Raw genomic sequence first — 21,296 nt, 5'->3', positions numbered from 1 at the left:
GGCGGCCACGGGAGTCCCGCGTTCACCACTGCGGAGGGCTCGCTATCGCACGGGCCAGGACGTCGTCCAGGATGCGGGCCGTCTCCGGTACGTCCAGCTGGGAGTTGTCGATGATGGGGAGGCCCGAGCCGTACCAGCCGGCCATACGGCCGTGGATGCGGGCCACCTCCTCGTCGGTGAGGCGGCGGTTGCCCGAGCGTTCGGCGTTGCGCTCCAGGACGACGTCCAGGCCCGGCAGGAGGACCACGGGGAGCAGGCCGGGGCCCACGTGGCGCTTCCAGCCGCCGAGGCCGACGACCGGGCGGTCGGGGAAGACCGCGTCGTCGAGGATGCAGGAGATCCCGTTGGCGAGGAAGTTGCGCGCCGCGAACCCACAGGTGCGGCGGGCCAGACGGTACTGCGCCTCCGAGTGGTCGTTCCACCCGGACTGCGGGTCGGCGAACCCGGAGCGGACCCACTCGCGTACGTCGTCGAGGCTGATGTGGGCGGTCGGCACCCGGCGGTGGTCCGCCCAGTACTTGGCCACGCTCGTCTTGCCGGCGCCCGCGGGGCCTATGAGCAGCACCGCGAGGATCGTGCCGGCCGGGTCGGGTGCGGCGGGGGTCTGCGGCGGGCTGGGCATGGCGACGGGGGCGCCGGGCGGCAGCGGCACGTGGCCGGTGGCGTCCGGCGGCGGGGGCATCGAGGCGTGCTGCGGACCCGCGGAGGACGGGGTGGGGCCGGGCGGGGGCGCCGGGTAGCCCGGTGCCGGGGGAGGCACGGGCGCTGGGGCGGGGCCCGGGTGCTGGCCCGGGTGGTGTGCGGCCGGTGACCAGCCGGCGGCCGGTCCGTGCCCCGGCTGGTGGGGCGGCGGCAGCGGAGAACCCACTGCGTGCTGCATCCGGTGCCACTCCGTCTCGTACAGGCGATGGGGCGCTGACAGCGGGGGTGCCCCGCGTGCTACCGAACGGTACCGCCCCCTGCCGTCGTTGTGTGAACGGCCGGGGGCGGCGATGAGTGCCCGTGTTACTCCCCCACCTCGCCGTACGCGGCGAGGAGGACGGCCGGGTCGGGGCTTTCGAACACGGTGGGCTTGGCGAGGCCGTCGAGGACGACGAAGCGCAACAGGTCGCCGCGGGACTTCTTGTCGACCTTCATGTTCTCCAGCAGCTTGGGCCACTGGTCGTAGCGGTAGTGCAGGGGGAGGCCGACCGAGGCGAGGACCGTGCGGTGGCGGTCCGCGGTGGCGTCGTCCAGGCGGCCCGCGAGGCGGCCCAGTTCGGCGGCGAAGTGCATGCCGACGGAGACCGCCGCGCCGTGGCGCCACTTGTAGCGCTCGTTCTTCTCGATGGCGTGGCCGAGGGTGTGACCGTAGTTCAGGATCTCGCGCAGGCCCGATTCCCTGAGGTCGGAGGAGACGACGTCCGCCTTGACCCGGATCGAGCGCTCGATCAGTTCCGCGGTGTGCGGGCCGGCCGGGGTGCGGGCGGCCTCGGGGTCGGACTCGATGAGGTCCAGGATCACCGGGTCGGCGATGAAGCCGGCCTTGATGACCTCGGCGAGCCCGGAGACGTAGTCGTTGACCGGGAGGGAGTCCAGGGCGGCCAGGTCGCACAGCACGCCGGCGGGCGGGTGGAAGGCGCCCACCAGGTTCTTGCCCTCGGCGGTGTTGATGCCCGTCTTGCCGCCCACGGCCGCGTCGACCATGGCCAGCACGGTGGTCGGGACCGCGATCCAGCGGACTCCGCGCAGCCAGGTCGCGGCGACGAATCCGGCCAGGTCGGTGGTGGCGCCGCCACCCACGCCCACGATGACGTCGGTGCGGGTGAAACCTGACTGGCCCAGTGCCTTCCAGCAGTAGGCGGCGACCTCGGCGGTCTTGGCCTCCTCCGCGTTGGGCACCTGGACGGCGATCGCCTCGTAGCCCTGTTCGGCCAGGTCGGCGCGGAGCGCCTCGCCGGTCTCGGCCAGTGCCTCGGGGTGCACGACCGCGACCCGCTTGGCCCTCTCGCCGATCAGCCCGCCGAGTTCGCCCAGGAGCTGACGGCCCACCAGGACGTCGTAGGGGGCGGTGTCCCCCGTGCCGCCGACGTGGATCCGCGTCACTGCCTCGCTGCTGCTCATGCTTCCTTCATCTCCAGGGCGTCCAGGACGGCTTCGGTGACCTCTTCGGGCGTACGGCCGTCCGTGGGCACGACGGCCGTCGCGGCCTCCTCGTACAGGTGCCGGCGGGCCTCCATCAGCTCGCGCCACTGCTTGCGCGGGTTGACCGCGAGGAGCGGGCGTGCGACGCCCAGGCCGGTGCGCCTGACGGCTTCCTCCACGTCCATCGAGAGGTACACGACCCGCTGGCCGGTGAGCAGTCCACGGGTGTCCGCGTCGAGGACCGCGCCGCCGCCGAGCGCCAGGACGCCCTCGTGCTCGGTGAGCGCCGTGCGCACCGCGCGCTTCTCGAGGGCGCGGAAGGCGGGCTCGCCCTCGTCGACGAAGATGTCGGCGATGGCGCGGCCCTCGGCGGTGACGATGTCGTCGTCGGTGTCGCGGTAGGTGACGCCCAGGCGTTCGGCGAGCAGCCGTCCCACGGTGGACTTGCCCACGCCCATCGGACCGACCAGCACGATGGCCGGCGAGCTCATCGGATGGCCAGGTTCTCGAGGTACGACGTCACGTTGCGGCGGGTCTCGGTGACGCTGTCGCCGCCGAACTTCTCCGCCACCGCGTCCGCGAGGACCAGGGCGACCATCGCCTCGGCGACGATGCCGGCGGCCGGCACGGCGCACACGTCGGAGCGCTGGTGGTGGGCGGCGGCCTCCTCACCGGTGACGACGTCCACGGTCCTCAGCGCGCGCGGCACGGTCGCGATCGGCTTCATCGCCGCGCGGACGCGCAGCGGCTCGCCGGTGGTCAGTCCGCCCTCGGTGCCGCCGGAGCGGCCCGAGGCGCGCTTGATGCCGTCGGGGGTGGCGAGGATCTCGTCGTGCGCCTTGGAGCCGGGAACGCGGGCGAGGTCGAAGCCGTCGCCGACCTCGACTCCCTTGATCGCCTGGATGCCCATGAGGGCGGCGGCCAGGCGGGCGTCCAGACGGCGGTCCCAGTGGACGTGCGAGCCGAGGCCGACCGGGACGCCGTACGCCAGGACCTCGACCACGCCGCCGAGGGTGTCGCCGTCCTTGTGGGCCTGGTCGATCTCGGCGACCATCGCCTTCGAGGCGTCCGCGTCCAGGCAGCGCACCGGGTCCTCGTCCAGCCGCTCCACGTCGGCGGGGGTCGGGTACACACCGTACGGCGCCCTGGCCGCGGCCAGCTCGACGACGTGGCTGACGACCTCGATGCCGGCCGTCTCCTTCAGGTACGACCGTGCCACCGCGCCCAGCGCCACACGGGCGGCGGTCTCGCGGGCGGAGGCCCGCTCCAGGACCGGCCGGGCCTCGTCGAAGCCGTACTTCTGCATGCCGGCCAGGTCGGCGTGGCCGGGGCGGGGGCGGGTCAGCGGGGCGTTGCGCGCCAGGCCGGCCAGCACCTCCGGGTCGACCGGGTCGGCCGCCATGACCTGCTCCCACTTCGGCCACTCGGTGTTGCCCACCATGACCGCGACCGGGGAACCGAGGGTCAGACCGTGCCGGACGCCGCCGAGGAAGGTGACCTCGTCGCGCTCGAACTTCATCCGGGCGCCGCGCCCGTAGCCCAGCCGTCGCCTCGCGAGGTGGTCCGCCACCATGTCCGTGGTGATCGGCACCCCGGCGGGAAGGCCCTCCAGCGTCGCCACGAGTGCGGGACCGTGCGACTCCCCCGCGGTCAGCCAGCGCAACCTGCTCAACGGTGCTCCTCCATGCTCGCGCCTCGGTACTGCCCCGCGCACACGTGTCCTCGTGCACGGCTGTGGCGCGACGGGGTGCGCGGCCCCGTTCCGCCACCTCCGATCCTCCCACGGCCGGGCCGGGCGTCCGGCCGCCGGTCCACCAGGCGGACGGGCGGGATCACGGCCGGGCGGTACGCGATCCTGCGCTTGGCCTCGACGGCCCGGGACGCGACGACGGCGAGCACGGTCAGGGCCGGTGCCGTGCAGGGAACGCCTTCCCCTCCCGTGTTCCGCCCCTGCGGAACCGGGTGGACGCTATCGGGCCGCGAGCGCCCGCTCGCCCGCTTTCCGCATGGCGTCCAGCGGGGCCGGTGAACGCCCCGTCATCTGCTCCACCTGGAGCACCGCCTGGTGCACCAGCAGGTCCAGCCCGCTGACCACGGCGCCCCCGTGCGCCGACCAGCGGGCGGCGAGGGCGGTCGGCCAGGGGTCGTAGAGCACGTCGAAGAGGGCGGCCGGGCGTTCCGGGACGGCCGCGGCGAGGGCGTCCGTGACGCCGGCCGGGGTGGTGCTGACGACCAGCGGGGCGTGCAGGGCCTGCTCGGCGTCGTCCCAGGCGGCGATGCGGACCGTGACGTCGAGCCGCTCGGCCCACTCCCGCATCTCCGTCGCGCGTGCCTCGCTGCGGACGTGGACGGTGACCTCGCCCGAGCAGATCCGGGCCAGCGCGGCCAGCGCGGAGGAGGCGGTGGCGCCCGCGCCGATGATGGCGGCGGACTCCACCTTGTCGATGCCGTGCTCGCGCAGGGCGGCGACCATTCCGGGGATGTCGGTGTTGTCGCCGGTCCGGCGGCCGTCCGGCGTGAGGACGACCGTGTTGACCGCCTCGACGGACGTCGCGGTCTCGCTGACCGAGTCGAGCAGCGGGATCACCGCCCGCTTCAGCGGCATGGTCAGCGACAGTCCCGCCCACTCGGCTCCGAGCGTGTCGAAGAAGCCGGGCAGGGACGTCTCGTCGACCTCGAAGCGGTCGTACGTCCAGCCGTCCAGGCCCAGCTCGGCGTAGGCGGCACGGTGCAGCACCGGGGAGAGCGAGTGGGCGATCGGGGAGCCGAGTACGGCGGCCCTGCGGGCGGCGGGCATCAGTTGTCCCTCGACGCGTTGAACTTCTCGACGAGCTTCTCGTGCTCGGCGATGGTCTTGGCGAACTCGGTCTTGTGCATGCCGTCCGTGGCGACGAAGTACATCCAGCCGTCGCTCGTCGGGTTCAGCGCGGCCTGCAGGGCCTCCTCGCCCGGGTTGCCGATCGGGCCGGGCGGCAGGCCCGTGTTGGTGTAGGTGTTGTACGGGTCGGGGTTGCTGTTGATCTCCGACTCGGAGATGTCGATCTCGCTCTGGCCCAGGAGGTAGTTGAAGGTCGAGTCGAACTGGAGTTTCCGGTTCGTCTCGGTGTTGGTGGGCTTGAGGCGGTTGTAGATCACCTCGGACATCTTGCGGAAGTCGTCGTGGGTCTTGCCCTCCGCCTGGACCAGGCTCGCGACCGTCACCAGCTCCCACGGCCCCTCGAGACCGAGGCTCTCGGCCTTCCCCTCGAAGTCCATCTCCTCGTACTTCCCGGCGGCACGGGCCACCATCTGCTTCAGCACGTCCTCGGGTTTCTGGCCCTTGGCGACGGCGTAGCTCGACGGGTAGAGGAAGCCCTCCAGCGGATCCTTGACGTCCGCGTGGTTCACGGCCCAGTCGGGCAGGCCGAGGGTCTTCCACTTGGTCTCGGCGACCTCGGCCGTGGTGCCCTCGTCGACCTTGAGGCGCTTGTCGATGAGCTCGTAGACGGCGGCGTTGCGCTTGCCCTCGGCGATGACCAGGTTGTCGCGGCTCTTGGGGCTGAGCATCAGTTCGACCGCGCTCGCGGCCGACATCTCCTTCTCCAGCGTGTACACGCCGTCCTGGATGGCCTTGCCCTGCGGGTTGGCCGCCTGGGCCGCGACGAAGGCGTCGACGCTCTTGACCACGCCCATCTTCTTGAGCTCCTGGCCGATGGCATACCCGCCGGCGCCCTTGGGGATGACGACGGTCACCTGCTCGCCGTTGCCGGCCCCCGCGAAATCCGGGGCGCTGCCGAAACGATCCTGGTAGAACTGGTAGCCGAAGTAGCCGACACCGGCGATGCCGCCGCCGAAGACCACCACCACGACAAGACAGGCCAGTCCGCTGCGTCGTTTCTTCTCCTTACCGCCCCGGCCCCGGCGCTCGCCGCGTCCGCGCCGGGCCTCCGGCTCGTCGTCGCGCTCGTCGTCGTCGCGCTCGTCGTCGTCACCGCCCGCGAAGAAGGCGTGTTCGCCCTGGTCGGGACCCGGGTCCCAGTCGGTCTGCGGCTCGGGTTCGGCGCGGCGGCGGCCGGGCGGCTCGGGCGGCGGGTAGGCGTCGGGGGTGCCGTAGTGGTCGGCCTGCTCACCGCCGTACGTCCCGGCCTGCTGCGCGTACGGATCGGCGGAGTAGGGGTCCTGCGGGTAGGAGCCCGTGGGCCAGCCGTTCTGGTCGTACTGCGGCTGTTGCTGCTGGGGGGTGTACTGCTGCTGGTCGTACGGGAACTGGTGCCGCTGGTCGTACGGCGAGGACCGCTGCCCGTCGTACCCGTGCTGCTCCCCGGTGCCCCAGTCGCCGTACTGCTGGTGCGTCTGCGGCTGCTGCGGATAGTGCTGTGGCTGGCCGCCGTAGGGGGACTGCTGACCCTGCTGGGTCTGCTGTCCGCCCCATCCGCCGTCCCCGTACAACGGGTCGTCCGGATGCCACGGTTCGGAGCCCTGGCCCCGGCCATACTCAGTCATCGATCCCCTAGAGCCGCGAGACGGTGGGCGCGCGGCCACCTGAAGACCGCGGCTCCCGTGCCGCCTCTCGCTGTGCGGCGGCTGTTCGAACACCGTCCGCATCGCGCGGAACGTTACCGTACCGCGATCAGATGACCGCTTCGACGCCCTCACCGGGCGGTCCGCCTGACACCCGTTCGGATTCCAGTGCCTGCTGGAGGATGATCACGGCGGCGGCCTGGTCGATGACCGACCGGCCCTTCTTGGACCTGACGCCGGAGGCGCGCAGCCCCTGGCTCGCCGTGACCGTGGTCATCCGCTCGTCGACCAGGCGCACCGGGACGGGCGCGATGCCGCGGGCCAGCTCCTGCGCGAAGCCCCTGACCTTGACCGCGGCCGGGCCCTCGCCCCCCTTGAGGGAACGGGGAAGACCGACCACGACCTCGATCGGCTCGTACTCCTCGACGAGGTGCCGCAGCCTGCGGTGCGCGGCGGGGACGTCCCGGCCGGGGACGGTCTCGACCGGCGTGGCGAGGATGCCGTCGGGGTCGCACGAGGCGACCCCGATGCGGGCGTCCCCGACGTCGATCGCGAGGCGGCGGCCGCGTCGCATCACCGGGCCGCCCGCCTGCTCGTTCGCCGGTCCGTTCACTGGGCGGTGTCCGCCACGAGCCGCTCCACGGCGTCGACGGCCTCGCCGACGGCGGCGGGGTTCTGGCCGCCGCCCTGGGCGACGTCCGGCTTGCCGCCACCGCCGCCGCCGAGGGTCTTGGCGGCGGTGCGGACCAGGTCACCGGCCTTGAGGCCGCGCTCGCGGGCGGCCTCGTTGGTGGCGATGACCGTCAGCGGCTTGCCGTTGTTCACGGTGAACAGGGCGACCACGGCGGCCCGGCCGCCCTGGATGCGGCCGCGGACGTCGAGGACCAGCTTGCGCAGGTCGTCCGGGGTGGTGCCGTCGGGCACCTGGCCGGTGACGAGGGCGACGCCCTTGATGTCCTTGGCGGACCCGGCGAGACCGGCGGCGGCCTGCAGCACCTTCTCGGCGCGGAACCTCTCGATCTCCTTCTCGGCGTCCTTGAGCTTGCCGAGCATGGCGGAGACCTTCTCCGGAAGCTCCTCCGAGCGGCCCTTGAGCAGTTCGGTGAGCTGGTTGACGACCGTGTGCTCGCGGGCGAGGAAGTTGTAGGCGTCCACGCCGACCAGGGCCTCGATGCGGCGCACGCCGGAGCCGATGGAGGACTCGCCGAGCAGCTTCACCAGGCCCAGCTGGGCGGTGTTGTGCACGTGGGTGCCGCCGCACAGCTCCTTGGAGAAGTCCCCGATGGTCACGACGCGCACGCGCTCGCCGTACTTCTCGCCGAACTCGGCGATGGCGCCCTGCTTCTTGGCCTCCTCGATGCCCATGACGTCGGCGCGCACGTCGAGGTCGCGGGCGAGCACCTCGTTGATCTTCTGCTCGACGTCGGTCATCACGGCCGTCGGCACGGCGGACGGCGAACCGAAGTCGAAGCGGAAGCGGCCGGGCTGGTTCTCGGAGCCGGCCTGGGCGGCCGTCGGGCCGAGGGCGTCGCGCAGGGCCTGGTGGGTGAGGTGGGTGGCCGAGTGGGCGCGGGCGATGGCCTTGCGGCGGCGGTCGTCGATGGAGGCGTGGGCCCTGGCGCCGACGGTGACCTCGCCGACCTGGACGACGCCCTTGTGGACGTACACGCCCGGGACCGGCTTCTGGCAGTCGCGGATCTCGATGACGGCGCCGCTGTCGGCCCTGATCCGGCCGGTGTCGCCGATCTGGCCGCCGCCCTCGGCGTAGAACGGGGTGCGGTCGAGGACGATCTCGACCTCGTCGCCCTCGGTGGCGGCCGGTGAGGAGACGCCGTCGACGAGGATGCCGACGATCGTGGACTCGCCCTCGGTGTCGGTGTAGCCGATGAAGTCGGTGGCACCGGCGCGGTCGGCGATCTCGCGGTAGGCGCCGAGGTCGGCGTGGCCGGTCTTCTTGGCCTGGGCGTCGGCCTTGGCGCGCTCCCGCTGCTCCTTCATCAGGCGCCGGAAGCCGTCCTCGTCCACGGAGAGACCCTGTTCGGCGGCCATCTCCAGGGTGAGGTCGATCGGGAAGCCCCAGGTGTCGTGGAGCAGGAAGGCCTTGTCGCCGGGGAGCACGGTGGAGCCGGCGGCCTTGGTGTCGCTGACGGCGGTGTCGAGGATGTTGGTGCCGGCCTTCAGCGTCTTGAGGAAGGCGTTCTCCTCGGCGAGGGCGACCTTCTCGATCCGCTCGCGGTCGGTGACCAGCTCCGGGTACTGCTGCCCCATCATGCCGATGACGACGTCGATCAGGTCCTTGACGACCGGGCCGGTGGCGCCGAGCAGGCGCATGTTGCGGATGGCGCGGCGCATGATGCGGCGCAGCACGTAGCCGCGGCCCTCGTTGCCGGGGGTGACGCCGTCGCCGATGAGCATCACGGAGGTGCGCATGTGGTCGGTGACCACGCGCAGCGAGACGTCCGAGGCCTGGGCGTCGCCGTAGCGGACGCCGGTCAGCTCGGTGGCCTTGTCGATGACGGCCATGGAGGTGTCGATCTCGTACATGTTCTGCACGCCCTGCAGAATCATGGCGAGCCGCTCGAGGCCGAGACCGGTGTCGATGTTCTTGCTCGGCAGGTCCCCGAGGATCTCGAAGTCGTCCTTGCCGGTGCCCTCGCCCCGCTCGTACTGCATGAAGACGAGGTTCCAGATCTCCACGTACCGCTCGTCGTTGACGGCGGGGCCGCCCTCGACGCCGAACTCGGGGCCGCGGTCGTAGTTGATCTCGGAGCAGGGGCCGCAGGGCCCGGGCACGCCCATGGACCAGAAGTTGTCCTTCTTGCCCAGGCGCTGGATGCGCTCGGCGGGCACGCCGACGACGTCGCGCCAGATCTGCTCGGCCTCGTCGTCGTCCTGGTAGACGGTGATCCACAGGCGCTCGGGGTCGAGGCCGTAACCGCCCTTGTCCTGGGCGCCGGTGAGCAGCTCCCAGGCGAGCTTGATGGCGCCTTCCTTGAAGTAGTCGCCGAACGAGAAGTTGCCGCACATCTGGAAGAACGTGCCGTGGCGGGTGGTCTTGCCGACCTCTTCGATGTCGGGGGTGCGCACGCACTTCTGCACGCTGGTGGCGCGGTCGAAGGGCGGCTTGACCTCGCCCAGGAAGTAGGGCTTGAAGGGCACCATGCCGGCCGGGACGAGCAGCAGAGTCGGGTCGTCCGCGATGAGCGACGCCGACGGGACGACGGTGTGCCCGCGCTCCTCGAAGAAGCTCAGCCAGCGGCGGCGGATCTCGGCCGACTCCATCAGTGGTCCTCATTCCGGTTGTACGGGTACGTCGTGTACGTCTGGTGCGCCGGTTTCTGCGCCGGTCCCTCGACGTACTCGGTGCTGTTGCGGTTCTCGATGACGGCGTAGCCCCGGGGTGCGGGGAGTTCGCGGTCGACGGGGGCGTTGAGTCCGAGCGCGTCGCCCAGTTCGGCCTCGCGCCGGGCCATGTGGTCGCGGACCTCGAGCGCGAAGTCGACCGCGCGGTCCTTGATCCGGCCGCCGGCCTCGATCGCCTTGTTCGCCGCGGTGACGGCGAGGTGCTCGGGCGTCAGCTGCTTGATCTTGCGGTTGACCTTGGTGGTGGCCCACACTCCGGCGGCGACGCCGCTGGTGAACCAGAACGTTCGGCGGAACATCGCTGGGTCAGTCCCTCTTTCCCCGGGTCCGCTTGTCACGCCGCGCGCCCGGGACGGTGCGGCCCACGATCACGTCGCGCCTCGGCGCCTTGGCCGGGGCGTCGTCCTTGCGGCCGCTGACGGCCCGGCGCACGCCGTAGCCGAAGGCGGCGACCTTCACCAGGGGGCCGCCGAAGGTGGAGGCCACGGTGGTCGACAGCGCGGAGGCGTTGGAGGTGACCTCCTGGACGTCGGAGGCGATCGCGTCGACCCGTTCGATCTGGGTCTGCGCGGAACGCACCGCCGCGGAGGCGTCCGCCAGCAGGGGGACGGCCTGGTCGGTCACGTCCGCCACGAGTCTGGTGGTCGCCCGGAGCGTCTGGGCCAGCCTCGCCAGCGCGACGGCGAGGAAGGAGACCAGGATCGCCCAGAACACGGCCACCAGGATTCCGGCCACCTCGCCACCGGACACTGTGTGCACCCGCTCCCTTGAAACGCGCCTGAACATCGAGAAAGTCGTGAGGTCGAGCCTATCGCGCCGGTGACGGGAGTCCGTACCGGATTACCGTCCGCCACCGGTGAAGTCGTGGGACGGAGCGGGACGGACGAGTCGAGCCCGCCGTTCCCCCGCCTGGAGCGGCGGGGGAACGGCGGGCTCGGGACACCGCGCGCCTGCTGGGGTCAGCGGGCGTAGTACTCGACGACGAGCTGCTCGTCGCAGATCACCGGGATCTCCTTGCGGTTCGGCTCGCGGTCCAGGCGGAACGCCAGGGCCTTGAGGTTCACCTGGAGGTAGCGCGGGGTCTCGCCCTCGGGGGCGAAACCGCCCTCACGGGCGATCGTGAAGAGCGTCTTCTCCTTGGAGCGGTCGCGGACCTGCACCACGTCGTCCGGGCGGACACGGAAGGAGGGCTTGTCGACCTTCTTGCCGTTGACCTGGATGTGGCCGTGGACGACCATCTGGCGGGCCTGGTAGATCGTGCGGGCGATGCCCGAACGCAGGACCAGCGCGTCGAGACGGCGCTCGAGCTCGATGATCAGGGCCTCACCGGTCTTGCCCTGCACCTTGGAGGCACGCTCGTAGGCGCGGACGAGCTGGCGCTCGGACACGTCGTACTGCGCGCGCAGCCGCTGCTTCTCCAGCAGACGGACCTTGTAGTCCGAGTTCTGCTTGCGGCCACGGCCGTGCTCGCCCGGCGGGTAGGGACGGGCCTCGAAGTACTTGACGGCCTTCGGGGTCAGCGCGATGCCGAGGGCACGCGACTTCTTGACCTTGGGGCGGGACTGGTTCGCCACTTCTCTTCCTTTTCCTTTTCGGCTGCCTCAGGGTTACGGGAGGTCGCATCCGCAGCAGGGGAATCCCCATCGGGCCCGCGAGGGCCCGGTGGGCAGCCGCTCCCCTGGACTGGGCACATACGTGCAGCACACGAACGGCCCACCGACCGGTCCCGGGACTCACGGGGGGTGGTGGGCTGCCCGCGACACCTACGACGGTGCGCGACGCTCCTGGATCGAAGGATCCGGCTGGGTGTCCCGCCTGAGGCGCCGACCGGAGCCGGACACGGGACTCAGCACTCCGGCAGATTCTACAGGGTGGTCAGGACCGCTTCCGACCGAGGTGCTTCCTGGTCCACTCCACCGCGTCCGCGTACCGCGCCTCCGCGCCGTGCCGGGTGGGTTCGTAGTACGTGCGGTCCTTCAGGGCGTCCGGCGCGTACTGCTGGGCGGCGATGCCCTCGGGCAGGTCGTGCGGGTAGGTGTAGCCCTTCCCGTGCCCCAGCTTCGTCGCGCCCTTGTAGTGGCTGTCCCGCAGGTGGGACGGCACCGGCCCGGCCAGTCCCTTGCGCACGTCGTCCAGGGCGGCGCCGATCGCCGTGGTGGCGGCGTTGGACTTGGGTGCCAGGGCGAGGGCGATGGTGGCGTGGCTCAGGGTGAGCGCGGCCTCGGGGAAACCGATCATGGCGACGGCCTGGGCGGCGGCGACCGCGATCGGCAGCGCGTTCGGGTCGGCGAGGCCGATGTCCTCGCTGGCGGAGATCATCAGGCGGCGGGCGATGAAGCGGGGGTCCTCGCCGGCCTCGATCATGCGGGCCAGGTAGTGCAGGGCGGCGTCCACGTCGGAGCCGCGGATGGACTTGATCAGCGCGCTGGCGACGTCGTAGTGCTGGTCGCCGTCGCGGTCGTACTTCACCGCGGCCCGGTCGACCGTCTCCTCCAGGGTGGCCAGGGTGACCGCCGCCTCGCCCTTGTCGAGCGCGGCCCCCGCGGCGGCCTCCAGGGCGGTGAGCGCGCGGCGGGCGTCGCCGCCGGCGATGCGCAGGAGGTGGTTCTCGGTGTCCTCGGGGAGCGTGAGGGCGCCCCTGAGGCCCCGCTCGTCGGTGAGGGCGCGCCTCAGCAGGTCCCGGACGTCGTCGTCGGTGAGCGGTTCCAGGGTGAGCAGCAGGGAGCGGGAGAGCAGCGGGGAGATGACCGAGAAGTAGGGGTTCTCGGTGGTCGCGGCGATCAGGGTGACCCAGCGGTTCTCCACGGCCGGGAGCAGGGAGTCCTGCTGGGCCTTGCTGAAGCGGTGGATCTCGTCGAGGAAGAGGACGGTCTCCTGGCCGTACCCGCCGGAGGCGCGGCGGGCGCCGTCGATGACCGCGCGGACCTCCTTGACGCCCGCGGTGATCGCCGACAGCTCGACGAAGCGCTTGTTGGTGGCCTTGGAGACGACGTAGGCCAGGGTCGTCTTGCCGGTGCCGGGCGGGCCCCAGAGGATCACCGAGGAGGGTCCCGCGGGACCCGAGGCGCCCTCGCCGACCAGTCTGCGCAGGGGGGAGCCCGGCTTCAGCAGGTGCTGCTGGCCCACCACCTCGTCGAGGGTGCGCGGGCGCATCCGGACCGCCAGGGGGCTGCCGGTCGGGTCCTTCTCCTGGCGTTCTTCTGCTGCGGCGGTGAACAGGTCGGGCTCCACGCTGAAACCCTAAAGCACCGCACCGACAGCCCGGGGCGGGCGGTCAGCCGGTCCAGAACTCCCACCAGCGGGTCAGGATCAGCATGCCGATGATGCCGATGTGCAGGACCGGCATGACCCAGGTGAACTCGCCGAAGAAGCCCTTCAGCCAGCCGGGGGCGGGCAGGAGGCCCCGGCGGACGTTGAACGACGTCACGTACCAGAACATGATGATCGTGGCGACCCAGGCCAGGCAGCACCACAGGCACAGGGCGTTGATCCGGTACAGGGACTGGAACATCAGCCAGGCGCAGAACACGACGCCGAAGAGGGTCCCCGCGTTGAAGGTGAGCCAGTACCAGCGCGGGAAGCGGGCCCGGGCGAGCAGGCTCACGCCGACGCAGACGACGATGCCGTAGGTGACCAGGCCGAGCATCGGGTTGGGGAAGCCGAAGACGGAGGCCTGGTCGCTCTCCATGACACTGCCGCAGGAGACGACGGGGTTGAGGCTGCACCCGGGGACGAACGTCTCGCCCTTGACCTTGGCCTCGAGCAGCTTGAACTTGTCGAGCGTGATCACCCACGCGGCGAGCACGCCGGCGGCGCCGGTGATCACCAGGAGCAGGGCCAGCGCCCGGCTCGCGCCCTCCGTGCGCGGCGCGGAGGCGGTGCGCTGTGGTGCGTCCGAGGGTTCGGGCTCCATGTCGACGTCCCTGACTGTCGTCTTGCTCATCACGCCGATTCCGTCACTAGAGAGTGTGGGCCTGCTTCGGGCAGGGGCCATTGTGCCGTACGGGGCCGGGGATCCGCCGTTGCGCGGACATAAGTGCGTACCGGCGTTCCCCGGCGGACGTGCGGTTTCGGCCGGTGCCCGAGGGGGCGGCCGCGCACGTGCCCCGCCCGGGATCATCCGGCCGGGTGAAACCGCCCGTACGCGTTGACGACGAAGGCGCCGGTGCCCGTGGGGGCGTCCGGCGCCTTCGTCGGTGCGAGGGGGTCAGCCGAGCCGTGACTCCAGCTCCGCCACGATCTCGTTGACGCCGACCGCCGTCTGCTCGCCGGACTCCATGTCCTTGAGCTGGACGACGCCCTCGGCCAGGTCGCGCTCGCCCAGCACCAGCGCGTAGCGGGCGCCCGAGCGGTTGGCGGCCTTCATCGCGGCCTTGAGGCCCTTGGAACCGTAGGAGAAGTCCGCGGCCACGCCGTTCTTGCGCAGCTCGGTGACCTTGGCGAACAGCACCCGGCGGGCCTCCTCGCCCAGCGGGACGGCGAACACGCTGGTGGTGGCGGGCAGCTCGAGCTCGACGCCCTCCGCCTCCAGGGCCAGCACGGTGCGGTCGACGCCGAGGGCCCAGCCGACGGACGGCAGCGCGGGGCCGCCGATCATCTCGGACAGGCCGTCGTAGCGGCCGCCGCCGCCCACCGCGGACTGCGACCCCAGGCCGTCGTGGACGAACTCGAAGGTGGTGCGCGTGTAGTAGTCCAGGCCGCGCACCAGCTTGGGGTCGTCCTCGAAGGAGACGCCCGCCGCCGTGATCAGCTCGCGGACCTCCTCGTGGTACGCCTTGCAGGCGTCGCACAGGTAGTCGCGCAGCAGCGGGGCCCCGGCGAGCTGCTTCTGCACCGACTCGCGCTTGTCGTCCAGGACGCGCAGCGGGTTGATCTCCGCGCGGCGCAGGGTGTCCTCGTCCAGGTCCAGGCCGCGCAGGAAGTCCTGCAGCGCGGCCCGGTACACCGGGCGGCACTCCTTGTCGCCGAGGCTGTTGAGCAGGATGCGGAAGTCGCTCAGCCCCAGCGAGCGGTACGCCTGGTCGGCAAGGATGATCAGCTCGGCGTCCAGGGCGGGGTCCTCCGCGCCGATCGCCTCGGCGCCGACCTGCGAGAAGTGGCGGTAGCGGCCCTTCTGGGGGCGCTCGTAGCGGTAGTACGAACCGGAGTACCAGAGCTTGACCGGGAGGTTGCCCGCCTTGTGCAGGTTGGCCTCCAGGGCGGCGCGCAGCACGGAGGCGGTGCCCTCCGGGCGCAGGGCGAGCCGGTCGCCGCCCTTGGTCTCGAAGGCGTACATCTCCTTGGTGACGATGTCGGTGGACTCGCCGACACCGCGCGCGAACAGCTCGACGTTCTCGAAGCCGGGCGTCTCGATGTAGCCGTAGCCGGAGCCCCGCAGCGGGGCGGCGATGGCCTCGCGGACGGCGAGGTACGTGGCGCTGTCCGGCGGGATCAGGTCGTACGTGCCCTTGGGGGCCTTGAAGGTGCTCACGGGAGTTCTCTCGTCACATTCCTCGTCGGGGAGCCGGGTCGGCTCCCTGGCCGGCCGCGACCTGCCGCAGATACGGGTTGGTGGCGCGCTCCTGGCCGATGGTCGTGTACTCGTTGTGACCGGGCAGCACCACGGTGGCGTCGTCGAGCGGCAGGACCACGCGGGCCAGGGACTCGAGCATGTCGTCCATGGAGCCACCGGGGAAGTCGGTGCGTCCGATGGAGCCGGCGAACAGCAGGTCGCCCGAGAAGAGGACCGGCGGGAGGTCCGCCGCCCCGGGCAGGCCGAAGGTCACCGACCCCTTGGTATGGCCCGGCGCGTGCGCGACCGTCAGTTCCAGGCCCGCCAGCTCCAGTTTCGTGCCGTCGGCCAGTTCACGGACGTCGTCCGGCTCCCCGACGGTCAGCTCGCCCATGAGCGGCATGCCGATGGTGCGGCCGATGCCCTTCTCGGGGTCGCTCATCATGAAGCGGTCCTCGGGGTGGATCCAGGCCGGCACGCCGTGCGCTCCGCACACCGGGACGACCGAGGCGACGTGGTCGACGTGACCGTGGGTGAGGACGACGGCGACGGGCTTGAGCCGGTGCTTGCGGACCGCCTCCGCGACGCCGTCGGCGGCCCGGTGGCCGGGGTCGATGATCACGCACTCCTCACCGGCGGCGGGGGCGACGAGATAACAGTTCGTCCCCCAGGCCCCGGCGGGGAACCCGGCAATGAGCACGATCGTCCTTCGTTGTGTCGATACGGGAGGCTTGCGACGGGGCTGCGCCCGTGGTGAGAGCCTACCGGCGCTGCCGATTCCTCAGCGAACCCATATACGGTACGGGGCACACGCAGGCGGTCGGCTCACCGCACGCACGCACGCGTACCGGCCGGCACACGAGACGCATGAGGAGAGAACCCGGTGGTCAGCCAGGAACAGCGGCGGCGTCAGCTCGCCCGGGAGAAGTTCTTGCGGCAGCAGCAGCGGCGCACCGAAGCGCGCCGGAAGTCGCGGATGCGCAACTCGGTGATCGCGTCCGTGCTCGGTGTGGTCCTCGTGGGCAGCCTCGCGCTGTACACGACCGGGACGCTGAAGCAGGACGACGACAAGACCAACGCGAACGCGGAGGTCACGCCGAGCGCCGCACCGACCAGCAAGGCTCCGGACCCGTGCGACAAGCCCGCCGAGGGCAAGGTCGCGTCGCAGACGTGGAAGAAGGAACCGGCGGTCGCCATCGACAAGTCGGCGAAGTACACCCTGACGCTGGACACGACCTGTGGCGAGATAGACGTGGCGCTGAAGGCGTCGGCGGCCCCGCACACGGTCAACTCGTTCGACTTCCTGGCGAAGAAGGGCTACTTCGACCACAGCAAGTGCCACCGGCTCACCACGAACGGCATCTACGTGCTGCAGTGCGGTGACCCGACCGGCACCGGCACCGGCGGTCCCGGCTACACGATCCCGGACGAGAACCTGAAGGACAAAAGCCTGAAGGACAACACCTACCCGGCGGGCACGGTCGCGATGGCCAACACCGGGCAGAAGGACAGTGGCGGCAGCCAGTTCTTCCTGGTCTACCAGGACAGCCAGCTTCCGCCCAGCTACACGCCGTTCGGCACCGTCTCGGACGCCGGCATGAAGGTGCTCAAGAAGATCGCCGACGCCGGGGAGAGCACCGGAGCGGGCGACGGGGCGCCCAACGCGACGGTCGTGATCGACAAGGCGACCGTCACCAAATCCTGACCCCCAACTGCGGAACTTCGGTCGCGCGGGATGCGGACAGGCATCCCGTCGGTCGCCTATGTTGGCCGTGACGAAACTGTGGACGATGCCCGGGGGAGCTTCGAGGCCCCCTCGGCGGCATCATGTGGAGGAGGCGCTGTGAGCAGCGACCCGTGGGGCCGCGTCGACGAGACGGGGACCGTGTACGTGCGTACGGCCGAAGGCGAGCAGGTCGTCGGTTCCTGGCAGGCCGGCTCCCCCGAGGAGGCGCTGGCCTACTTCGAGCGCAAGTACGAGGGCCTGGTTGTCGAGATCGGCCTCCTCGAGAAGCGGGTGAGGACCACCGACCTGTCGTCCAAGGACGCCCAGGCCGCGATCGGGCACCTGCGCGAGCAGGTGGACGCGCACCACGCGGTCGGCGACCTGGACGCCCTCAGGGCCCGGCTGGACAAGCTCGTGGAGCTGGTGGAGGCCCGTCGCGAGGAGCGCAAGGCACAGCGGGCCAAGCAGTCCGACGACGCGCGGCACGCCAAGGAGGCGCTGGTCGCCGAGGCGGAGCAGCTGGCGCAGTCCGACCAGTGGCGGGCCGCCGGTGAGCGGCTGCGGTCCCTGGTGGACACCTGGAAGGGCCTGCCGCGGCTGGACCGCAAGTCGGACGACGAACTGTGGCACCGGTTCTCGCACGCGCGCTCGGCGTTCTCCAAGCGGCGCAAGCAGCACTTCGCCCAGCTGGACGCGCAGCGCGAGGAAGCCCGCCAGACCAAGGAGCGGCTGGTCGCCGAGGCCGAGTCGCTGTCGAACTCGACGGACTGGGGGCCGACGGCCGCCCGCTACCGCGAGCTGATGTCGGAGTGGAAGGCCGCGGGCCGCGCCCAGCGCGAGCACGAGGACGATCTGTGGAACCGCTTCCGCGGCGCCCAGGACGTCTTCTTCGCCGCCCGCGGCTCGGTCTTCGCCGAGCGGGACGCGGAGCAGGCCGAGAACCTCAAGCTCAAGGAGGAACTGGCCGAGGAGGCCGAGAGGCTCCTGCCGATCACCGATCTGAAGGCCGCGCGAGCCGCGTTCCGGGCGATCAACGAGCGCTGGGAGGCCATCGGCCACGTGCCGCGGGACGCCCGCCCGAAGGTCGAGGGCCGGATGCACACCGTGGAGCGGGCCCTGCAGGAGGCCGAGGAGGCCGAGTGGCGCCGGACGAACCCGGAGGCACGCGCGCGTGCCGCGGGTCTGACCGGTCAGCTCCAGGCCGCCGTGGACAAGCTGAAGGGCCAGATCGAGCAGGCCAGGGCGCAGGGCAACACCGCCAAGGCGGAGAAGCTCGAGCGGGAGCTGGAAGGCCGTCAGGCCCTGCTGGACCAGGCGCTGAAGGGTCTGCAGGAGTTCGGCGGCTGAACCCGCGCGGAAGGGGGGCCGCCGTACCTCGGGTACGGCGGCCCCCCTTCCGCGTGTCCGCCGGGCGCTACGTGCGGTTGCGGGCCGAGGTGACCCGGTAGACGTCGTAGACGCCCTCCACGCCGCGTACGGCCTTCAGGACGTGGCCGAGGTGCTTGGGGTCGCCCATCTCGAAGGTGAAGCGGGAGGTGGCGACGCGGTCGCGGGAGGTCTGGACGGCCGCCGAGAGGATGTTGACGTGCTGGTCGGACAGCACGCGCGTGACGTCCGACAGCAGCCGGGACCGGTCGAGGGCCTCGACCTGGATGGCGACCAGGAAGACCGAGGACTGGGTGGGCGCCCACTCGACGTCGAGGATCCGCTCGGGCTCCCGGGACAGCGAGTCGACGTTGACGCAGTCGTTGCGGTGCACCGACACGCCGCTGCCCCGGGTCACGAACCCGATGATCGGGTCGCCGGGCACCGGGGTGCAGCAGCGGGCCAGCTTCACCCAGACGTCCTCGACGCCCTTGACGACGACACCGGGGTCGGCGCTGGAACGCCGCTTGCGGCCGCGGCCGCGGGCCGGCGGGACCGACTCGTCGATCTCCTCGGTGGCGGCCTCCTCGCCGCCGAGGGCCTGGACGAGCTTCTGCACGATGTTCTGCGCGGAGACATGGCCCTCGCCGATCGCCGCGTACAGCGCGGAGATGTCCGAGTAGCGCATCTCGTGCGCCAGCGTGACCAGCGAGTCGCCGGTGAGGATGCGCTGGATCGGCAGGTTCTGCTTGCGCATGGCGCGGACGATGGAGTCCTTGCCCTGCTCGATGGCCTCGTCGCGGCGCTCCTTGGAGAACCAGGCGCGGATCTTGTTGCGGGCGCGTGGCGACTTGACGAAGCCGAGCCAGTCGCGGGAGGGGCCCGCGCCGGCCGCCTTGGAGGTGAAGACCTCCACCAGGTCGCCGTTGTCGAGGGTCGACTCCAGCGGGACGAGCCGGCCGTTGACCCGCGCGCCGATGGTGCGGTGGCCGACCTCGGTGTGGACGGCGTACGCGAAGTCCACCGGCGTGGCACCGGCGGGGAGCGCTATGACGTCGCCCTTGGGGGTGAAGACGAAGACCTCGTTGCGGGACAGGTCGAAGCGCAGGGACTCCAGGAACTCCCCCGGGTCCTCGGTCTCCTTCTGCCAGTCCAGGAGCTGCCGCAGCCACGCCATGTCGTTGATGGCGTCCTTGTCCTTGCCGGACGCCTTGGGCACGTCGGTGCGGATCTTGGAGGCGCCTGCGACGGCCTCCTGCTTGTACTTCCAGTGCGCGGCGATGCCGTACTCGGCGCGGCGGTGCATGTCGAAGGTGCGGATCTGCAGCTCGACGGGTTTGCCGCCGGGGCCGATGACCGTCGTGTGCAGCGACTGGTACATGTTGAACTTGGGCATCGCGATGTAGTCCTTGAACCGGCCGGGGACCGGGTTCCATCGCGCGTGCACCGTGCCGAGGGCCGCGTAGCAGTCGCGGACGGTGTCCACGAGGACGCGGATGCCCACCAGGTCGTAGATCTCCGCGAAGTCACGGCCGCGGACGATCATCTTCTGGTAGACGCTGTAGTAGTGCTTGGGACGGCCGGTGACGGTGGCCTTGATGCGGGCGGCGCGCAGGTCCTGCTGGACCTCGTCGGTGACGACGGCGAGGTATTCGTCGCGCTTGGGGGCGCGCTCGGCGACCAGGCGGACGATCTCGTCGTACATCTTGGGGTAGAGGATCGCGAAGGCGAGGTCCTCCAGCTCCCACTTGATGGTGTTCATGCCCAGGCGGTGGGCGAGCGGCGCGTAGATCTCGAGGGTCTCGCGCGCCTTCTTCTCCTGCTTCTCACGCTTGAGGTAGCGCATGGTGCGCATGTTGTGCAGGCGGTCGGCGAGCTTGATGACCAGGACGCGGGGGTCCTTGGCCATGGCGACGACCATCTTGCGCACGGTCTCGGCCTGGGCGGCCTCGCCGAACTTGACCTTGTCCAGCTTGGTGACGCCGTCGACGAGCAGGGTGACCACGTCGCCGAAGTCGCGGCGCAGGTCCTCCAGGCCGTACTCGGTGTCCTCGACGGTGTCGTGCAGCAGGCCGGCCATCAGCGTGGCCGGGTCCATGCCGAGCTCGGCGAGGATGGTGGTGACGGCGAGCGGGTGCGTGATGTACGGGTCGCCGCTCTTGCGCTTCTGGCCGCGGTGCCAGCGCTCGGCGACCTGGTAGGCGCGCTCGATCTGGCGGAGCGTGGCGTTCTCGATCTTGGGGTCGTTGCCGCGGACGATCCGCAGCAGCGGTTCCAGGACCGGGTTGTACGGGTTCGCGCGCTGGACGCCGAGCCGGGCGAGGCGGGCACGGACCCGGTTGGAGGAGGCGGAACGCGGCTGGCCGGTGTTGGGGCGCGCCAGGGACGCGGAGCGCTCCGACCGGGTTCCCCCCGCCCGGGCGGGGTCGGGGGACGGTTTGGGGCGCGGCTGCTCGGGCTTGTCGACCGGCGTGGACTGGCCGTGCTGGACCGGCCCGCGCGTGTCGTTCTTCGCGTGGGGCGCGCTCGGCGCGGGCTTGGCCGCGGCCGCCGAGGCGGACTCGGGCTTGGCGGCGGTCAGGTGCTGGGCCTCGTCTGGCAAGAGGGCTCCTCGTGCGCGATCCGGCTCCCCCGGTCAGGCTCCGGATACCCCATGGTAGCGATCCCGTGGCCGCGGATCGCCTGCGGGCGGGTGTGCGGACGGTCCACTCCGGAAACACCCGAGGC

Annotated in this window: 18 protein-coding genes; 2 read left to right on the top strand and 16 right to left on the bottom strand. The window is 71.3% G+C overall.

Features of this window, described 5'->3' with window-relative positions; all coding sequences use genetic code 11:
• Positions 1–22 precede the first annotated feature (22 nt).
• The 15 genes from ABTY20_RS05975 to ABTY20_RS05905 all read right to left on the bottom strand — a co-directional run bounded on the left by ABTY20_RS05975 (position 23) and on the right by ABTY20_RS05905 (position 16,178).
• Positions 23–880, bottom strand: a complete 858-nt coding sequence (locus tag ABTY20_RS05975) for a Pro-rich N-terminal domain-containing protein (protein ID WP_351995747.1) — start codon at positions 878–880, stop codon at positions 23–25.
• Between the two features lie 125 nt (positions 881–1,005).
• The gene (gene aroB / locus ABTY20_RS05970) at positions 1,006–2,103 is read right to left on the bottom strand and encodes a 3-dehydroquinate synthase (protein ID WP_351995746.1); all 1,098 of its coding nucleotides are present in this window, start codon (positions 2,101–2,103) and stop codon (positions 1,006–1,008) included.
• A complete protein-coding gene (locus ABTY20_RS05965) occupies positions 2,100–2,615 on the bottom strand; it encodes a shikimate kinase (protein WP_351995745.1) in 516 nt (171 codons plus the stop codon). Before ABTY20_RS05965 ends, aroB begins: the two co-directional genes overlap by 4 nt.
• Positions 2,612–3,796, bottom strand: coding sequence for a chorismate synthase (gene aroC, locus ABTY20_RS05960; protein WP_351995744.1), 1,185 nt, complete (start codon positions 3,794–3,796; stop codon positions 2,612–2,614). Before aroC ends, ABTY20_RS05965 begins: the two co-directional genes overlap by 4 nt.
• Before the next feature lie 297 nt (positions 3,797–4,093).
• Positions 4,094–4,921 (bottom strand): shikimate dehydrogenase, encoded by an 828-nt coding sequence (locus ABTY20_RS05955; RefSeq protein ID WP_351995743.1) that lies wholly within the window; start codon positions 4,919–4,921, stop codon positions 4,094–4,096.
• Positions 4,921–6,606, bottom strand: coding sequence for an endolytic transglycosylase MltG (gene mltG / locus ABTY20_RS05950; protein ID WP_351995742.1), 1,686 nt, complete (start codon positions 6,604–6,606; stop codon positions 4,921–4,923). The genes ABTY20_RS05955 and mltG overlap by 1 nt, the downstream gene beginning before the upstream one ends.
• 127 nt (positions 6,607–6,733) lie before the next feature.
• Positions 6,734–7,198 (bottom strand): Holliday junction resolvase RuvX, encoded by a 465-nt coding sequence (gene ruvX / locus ABTY20_RS05945; RefSeq protein WP_351995773.1) that lies wholly within the window; start codon positions 7,196–7,198, stop codon positions 6,734–6,736.
• Positions 7,199–7,233: 35 nt separating this feature from the next.
• Positions 7,234–9,906 (bottom strand): alanine--tRNA ligase, encoded by a 2,673-nt coding sequence (gene alaS / locus ABTY20_RS05940; RefSeq protein ID WP_351995741.1) that lies wholly within the window; start codon positions 9,904–9,906, stop codon positions 7,234–7,236.
• Entirely contained in the window at positions 9,906–10,286 is a 381-nt protein-coding gene (locus ABTY20_RS05935; protein WP_351995740.1) for a hypothetical protein, read from the bottom strand. Before ABTY20_RS05935 ends, alaS begins: the two co-directional genes overlap by 1 nt.
• A gap of 7 nt (positions 10,287–10,293) precedes the next feature.
• A complete protein-coding gene (locus ABTY20_RS05930; RefSeq protein ID WP_351995739.1) occupies positions 10,294–10,746 on the bottom strand; it encodes a DUF948 domain-containing protein in 453 nt (150 codons plus the stop codon).
• A gap of 200 nt (positions 10,747–10,946) precedes the next feature.
• Entirely contained in the window at positions 10,947–11,561 is a 615-nt protein-coding gene (gene rpsD, locus ABTY20_RS05925; protein WP_309096595.1) for a 30S ribosomal protein S4, read from the bottom strand.
• Positions 11,562–11,862: 301 nt separating this feature from the next.
• Positions 11,863–13,218 (bottom strand): replication-associated recombination protein A, encoded by a 1,356-nt coding sequence (locus ABTY20_RS05920; protein ID WP_351995738.1) that lies wholly within the window; start codon positions 13,216–13,218, stop codon positions 11,863–11,865.
• A 43-nt stretch (positions 13,219–13,261) separates the two neighbouring features.
• Complete coding sequence (locus ABTY20_RS05915) at positions 13,262–13,930, bottom strand: vitamin K epoxide reductase family protein (protein WP_351995737.1); 669 nt, start codon at positions 13,928–13,930, stop codon at positions 13,262–13,264.
• A gap of 264 nt (positions 13,931–14,194) precedes the next feature.
• Positions 14,195–15,457, bottom strand: coding sequence for a histidine--tRNA ligase (hisS, locus tag ABTY20_RS05910; protein WP_351995736.1), 1,263 nt, complete (start codon positions 15,455–15,457; stop codon positions 14,195–14,197).
• Between the two features lie 13 nt (positions 15,458–15,470).
• Positions 15,471–16,178 (bottom strand): MBL fold metallo-hydrolase, encoded by a 708-nt coding sequence (locus tag ABTY20_RS05905; RefSeq protein ID WP_351995735.1) that lies wholly within the window; start codon positions 16,176–16,178, stop codon positions 15,471–15,473.
• Between the two features lie 183 nt (positions 16,179–16,361).
• On the opposite strand from ABTY20_RS05905, the gene ABTY20_RS05900 reads away from it, so the two are divergent.
• Entirely contained in the window at positions 16,362–17,183 is an 822-nt protein-coding gene (locus ABTY20_RS05900) for a peptidylprolyl isomerase (RefSeq protein ID WP_351995734.1), read from the top strand.
• A 138-nt stretch (positions 17,184–17,321) separates the two neighbouring features.
• Positions 17,322–18,551, top strand: a complete 1,230-nt coding sequence (locus tag ABTY20_RS05895; RefSeq protein ID WP_351995733.1) for a DUF349 domain-containing protein — start codon at positions 17,322–17,324, stop codon at positions 18,549–18,551.
• Positions 18,552–18,618: 67 nt separating this feature from the next.
• Here ABTY20_RS05895 and relA read toward each other — a convergent pair whose 3' ends face one another.
• Entirely contained in the window at positions 18,619–21,171 is a 2,553-nt protein-coding gene (gene relA, locus ABTY20_RS05890) for a GTP pyrophosphokinase (RefSeq protein ID WP_351995732.1), read from the bottom strand.
• Positions 21,172–21,296 lie beyond the last annotated feature (125 nt).

It is taken from the genome of Streptomyces sp. NPDC126497, from assembly GCF_040302425.1.
Taxonomy (GTDB): Bacteria; Actinomycetota; Actinomycetes; order Streptomycetales; family Streptomycetaceae; genus Streptomyces.
Note: the sequence above shows the minus strand (reverse complement) of the source record. Positions and strands in the feature narration are given on the sequence as shown.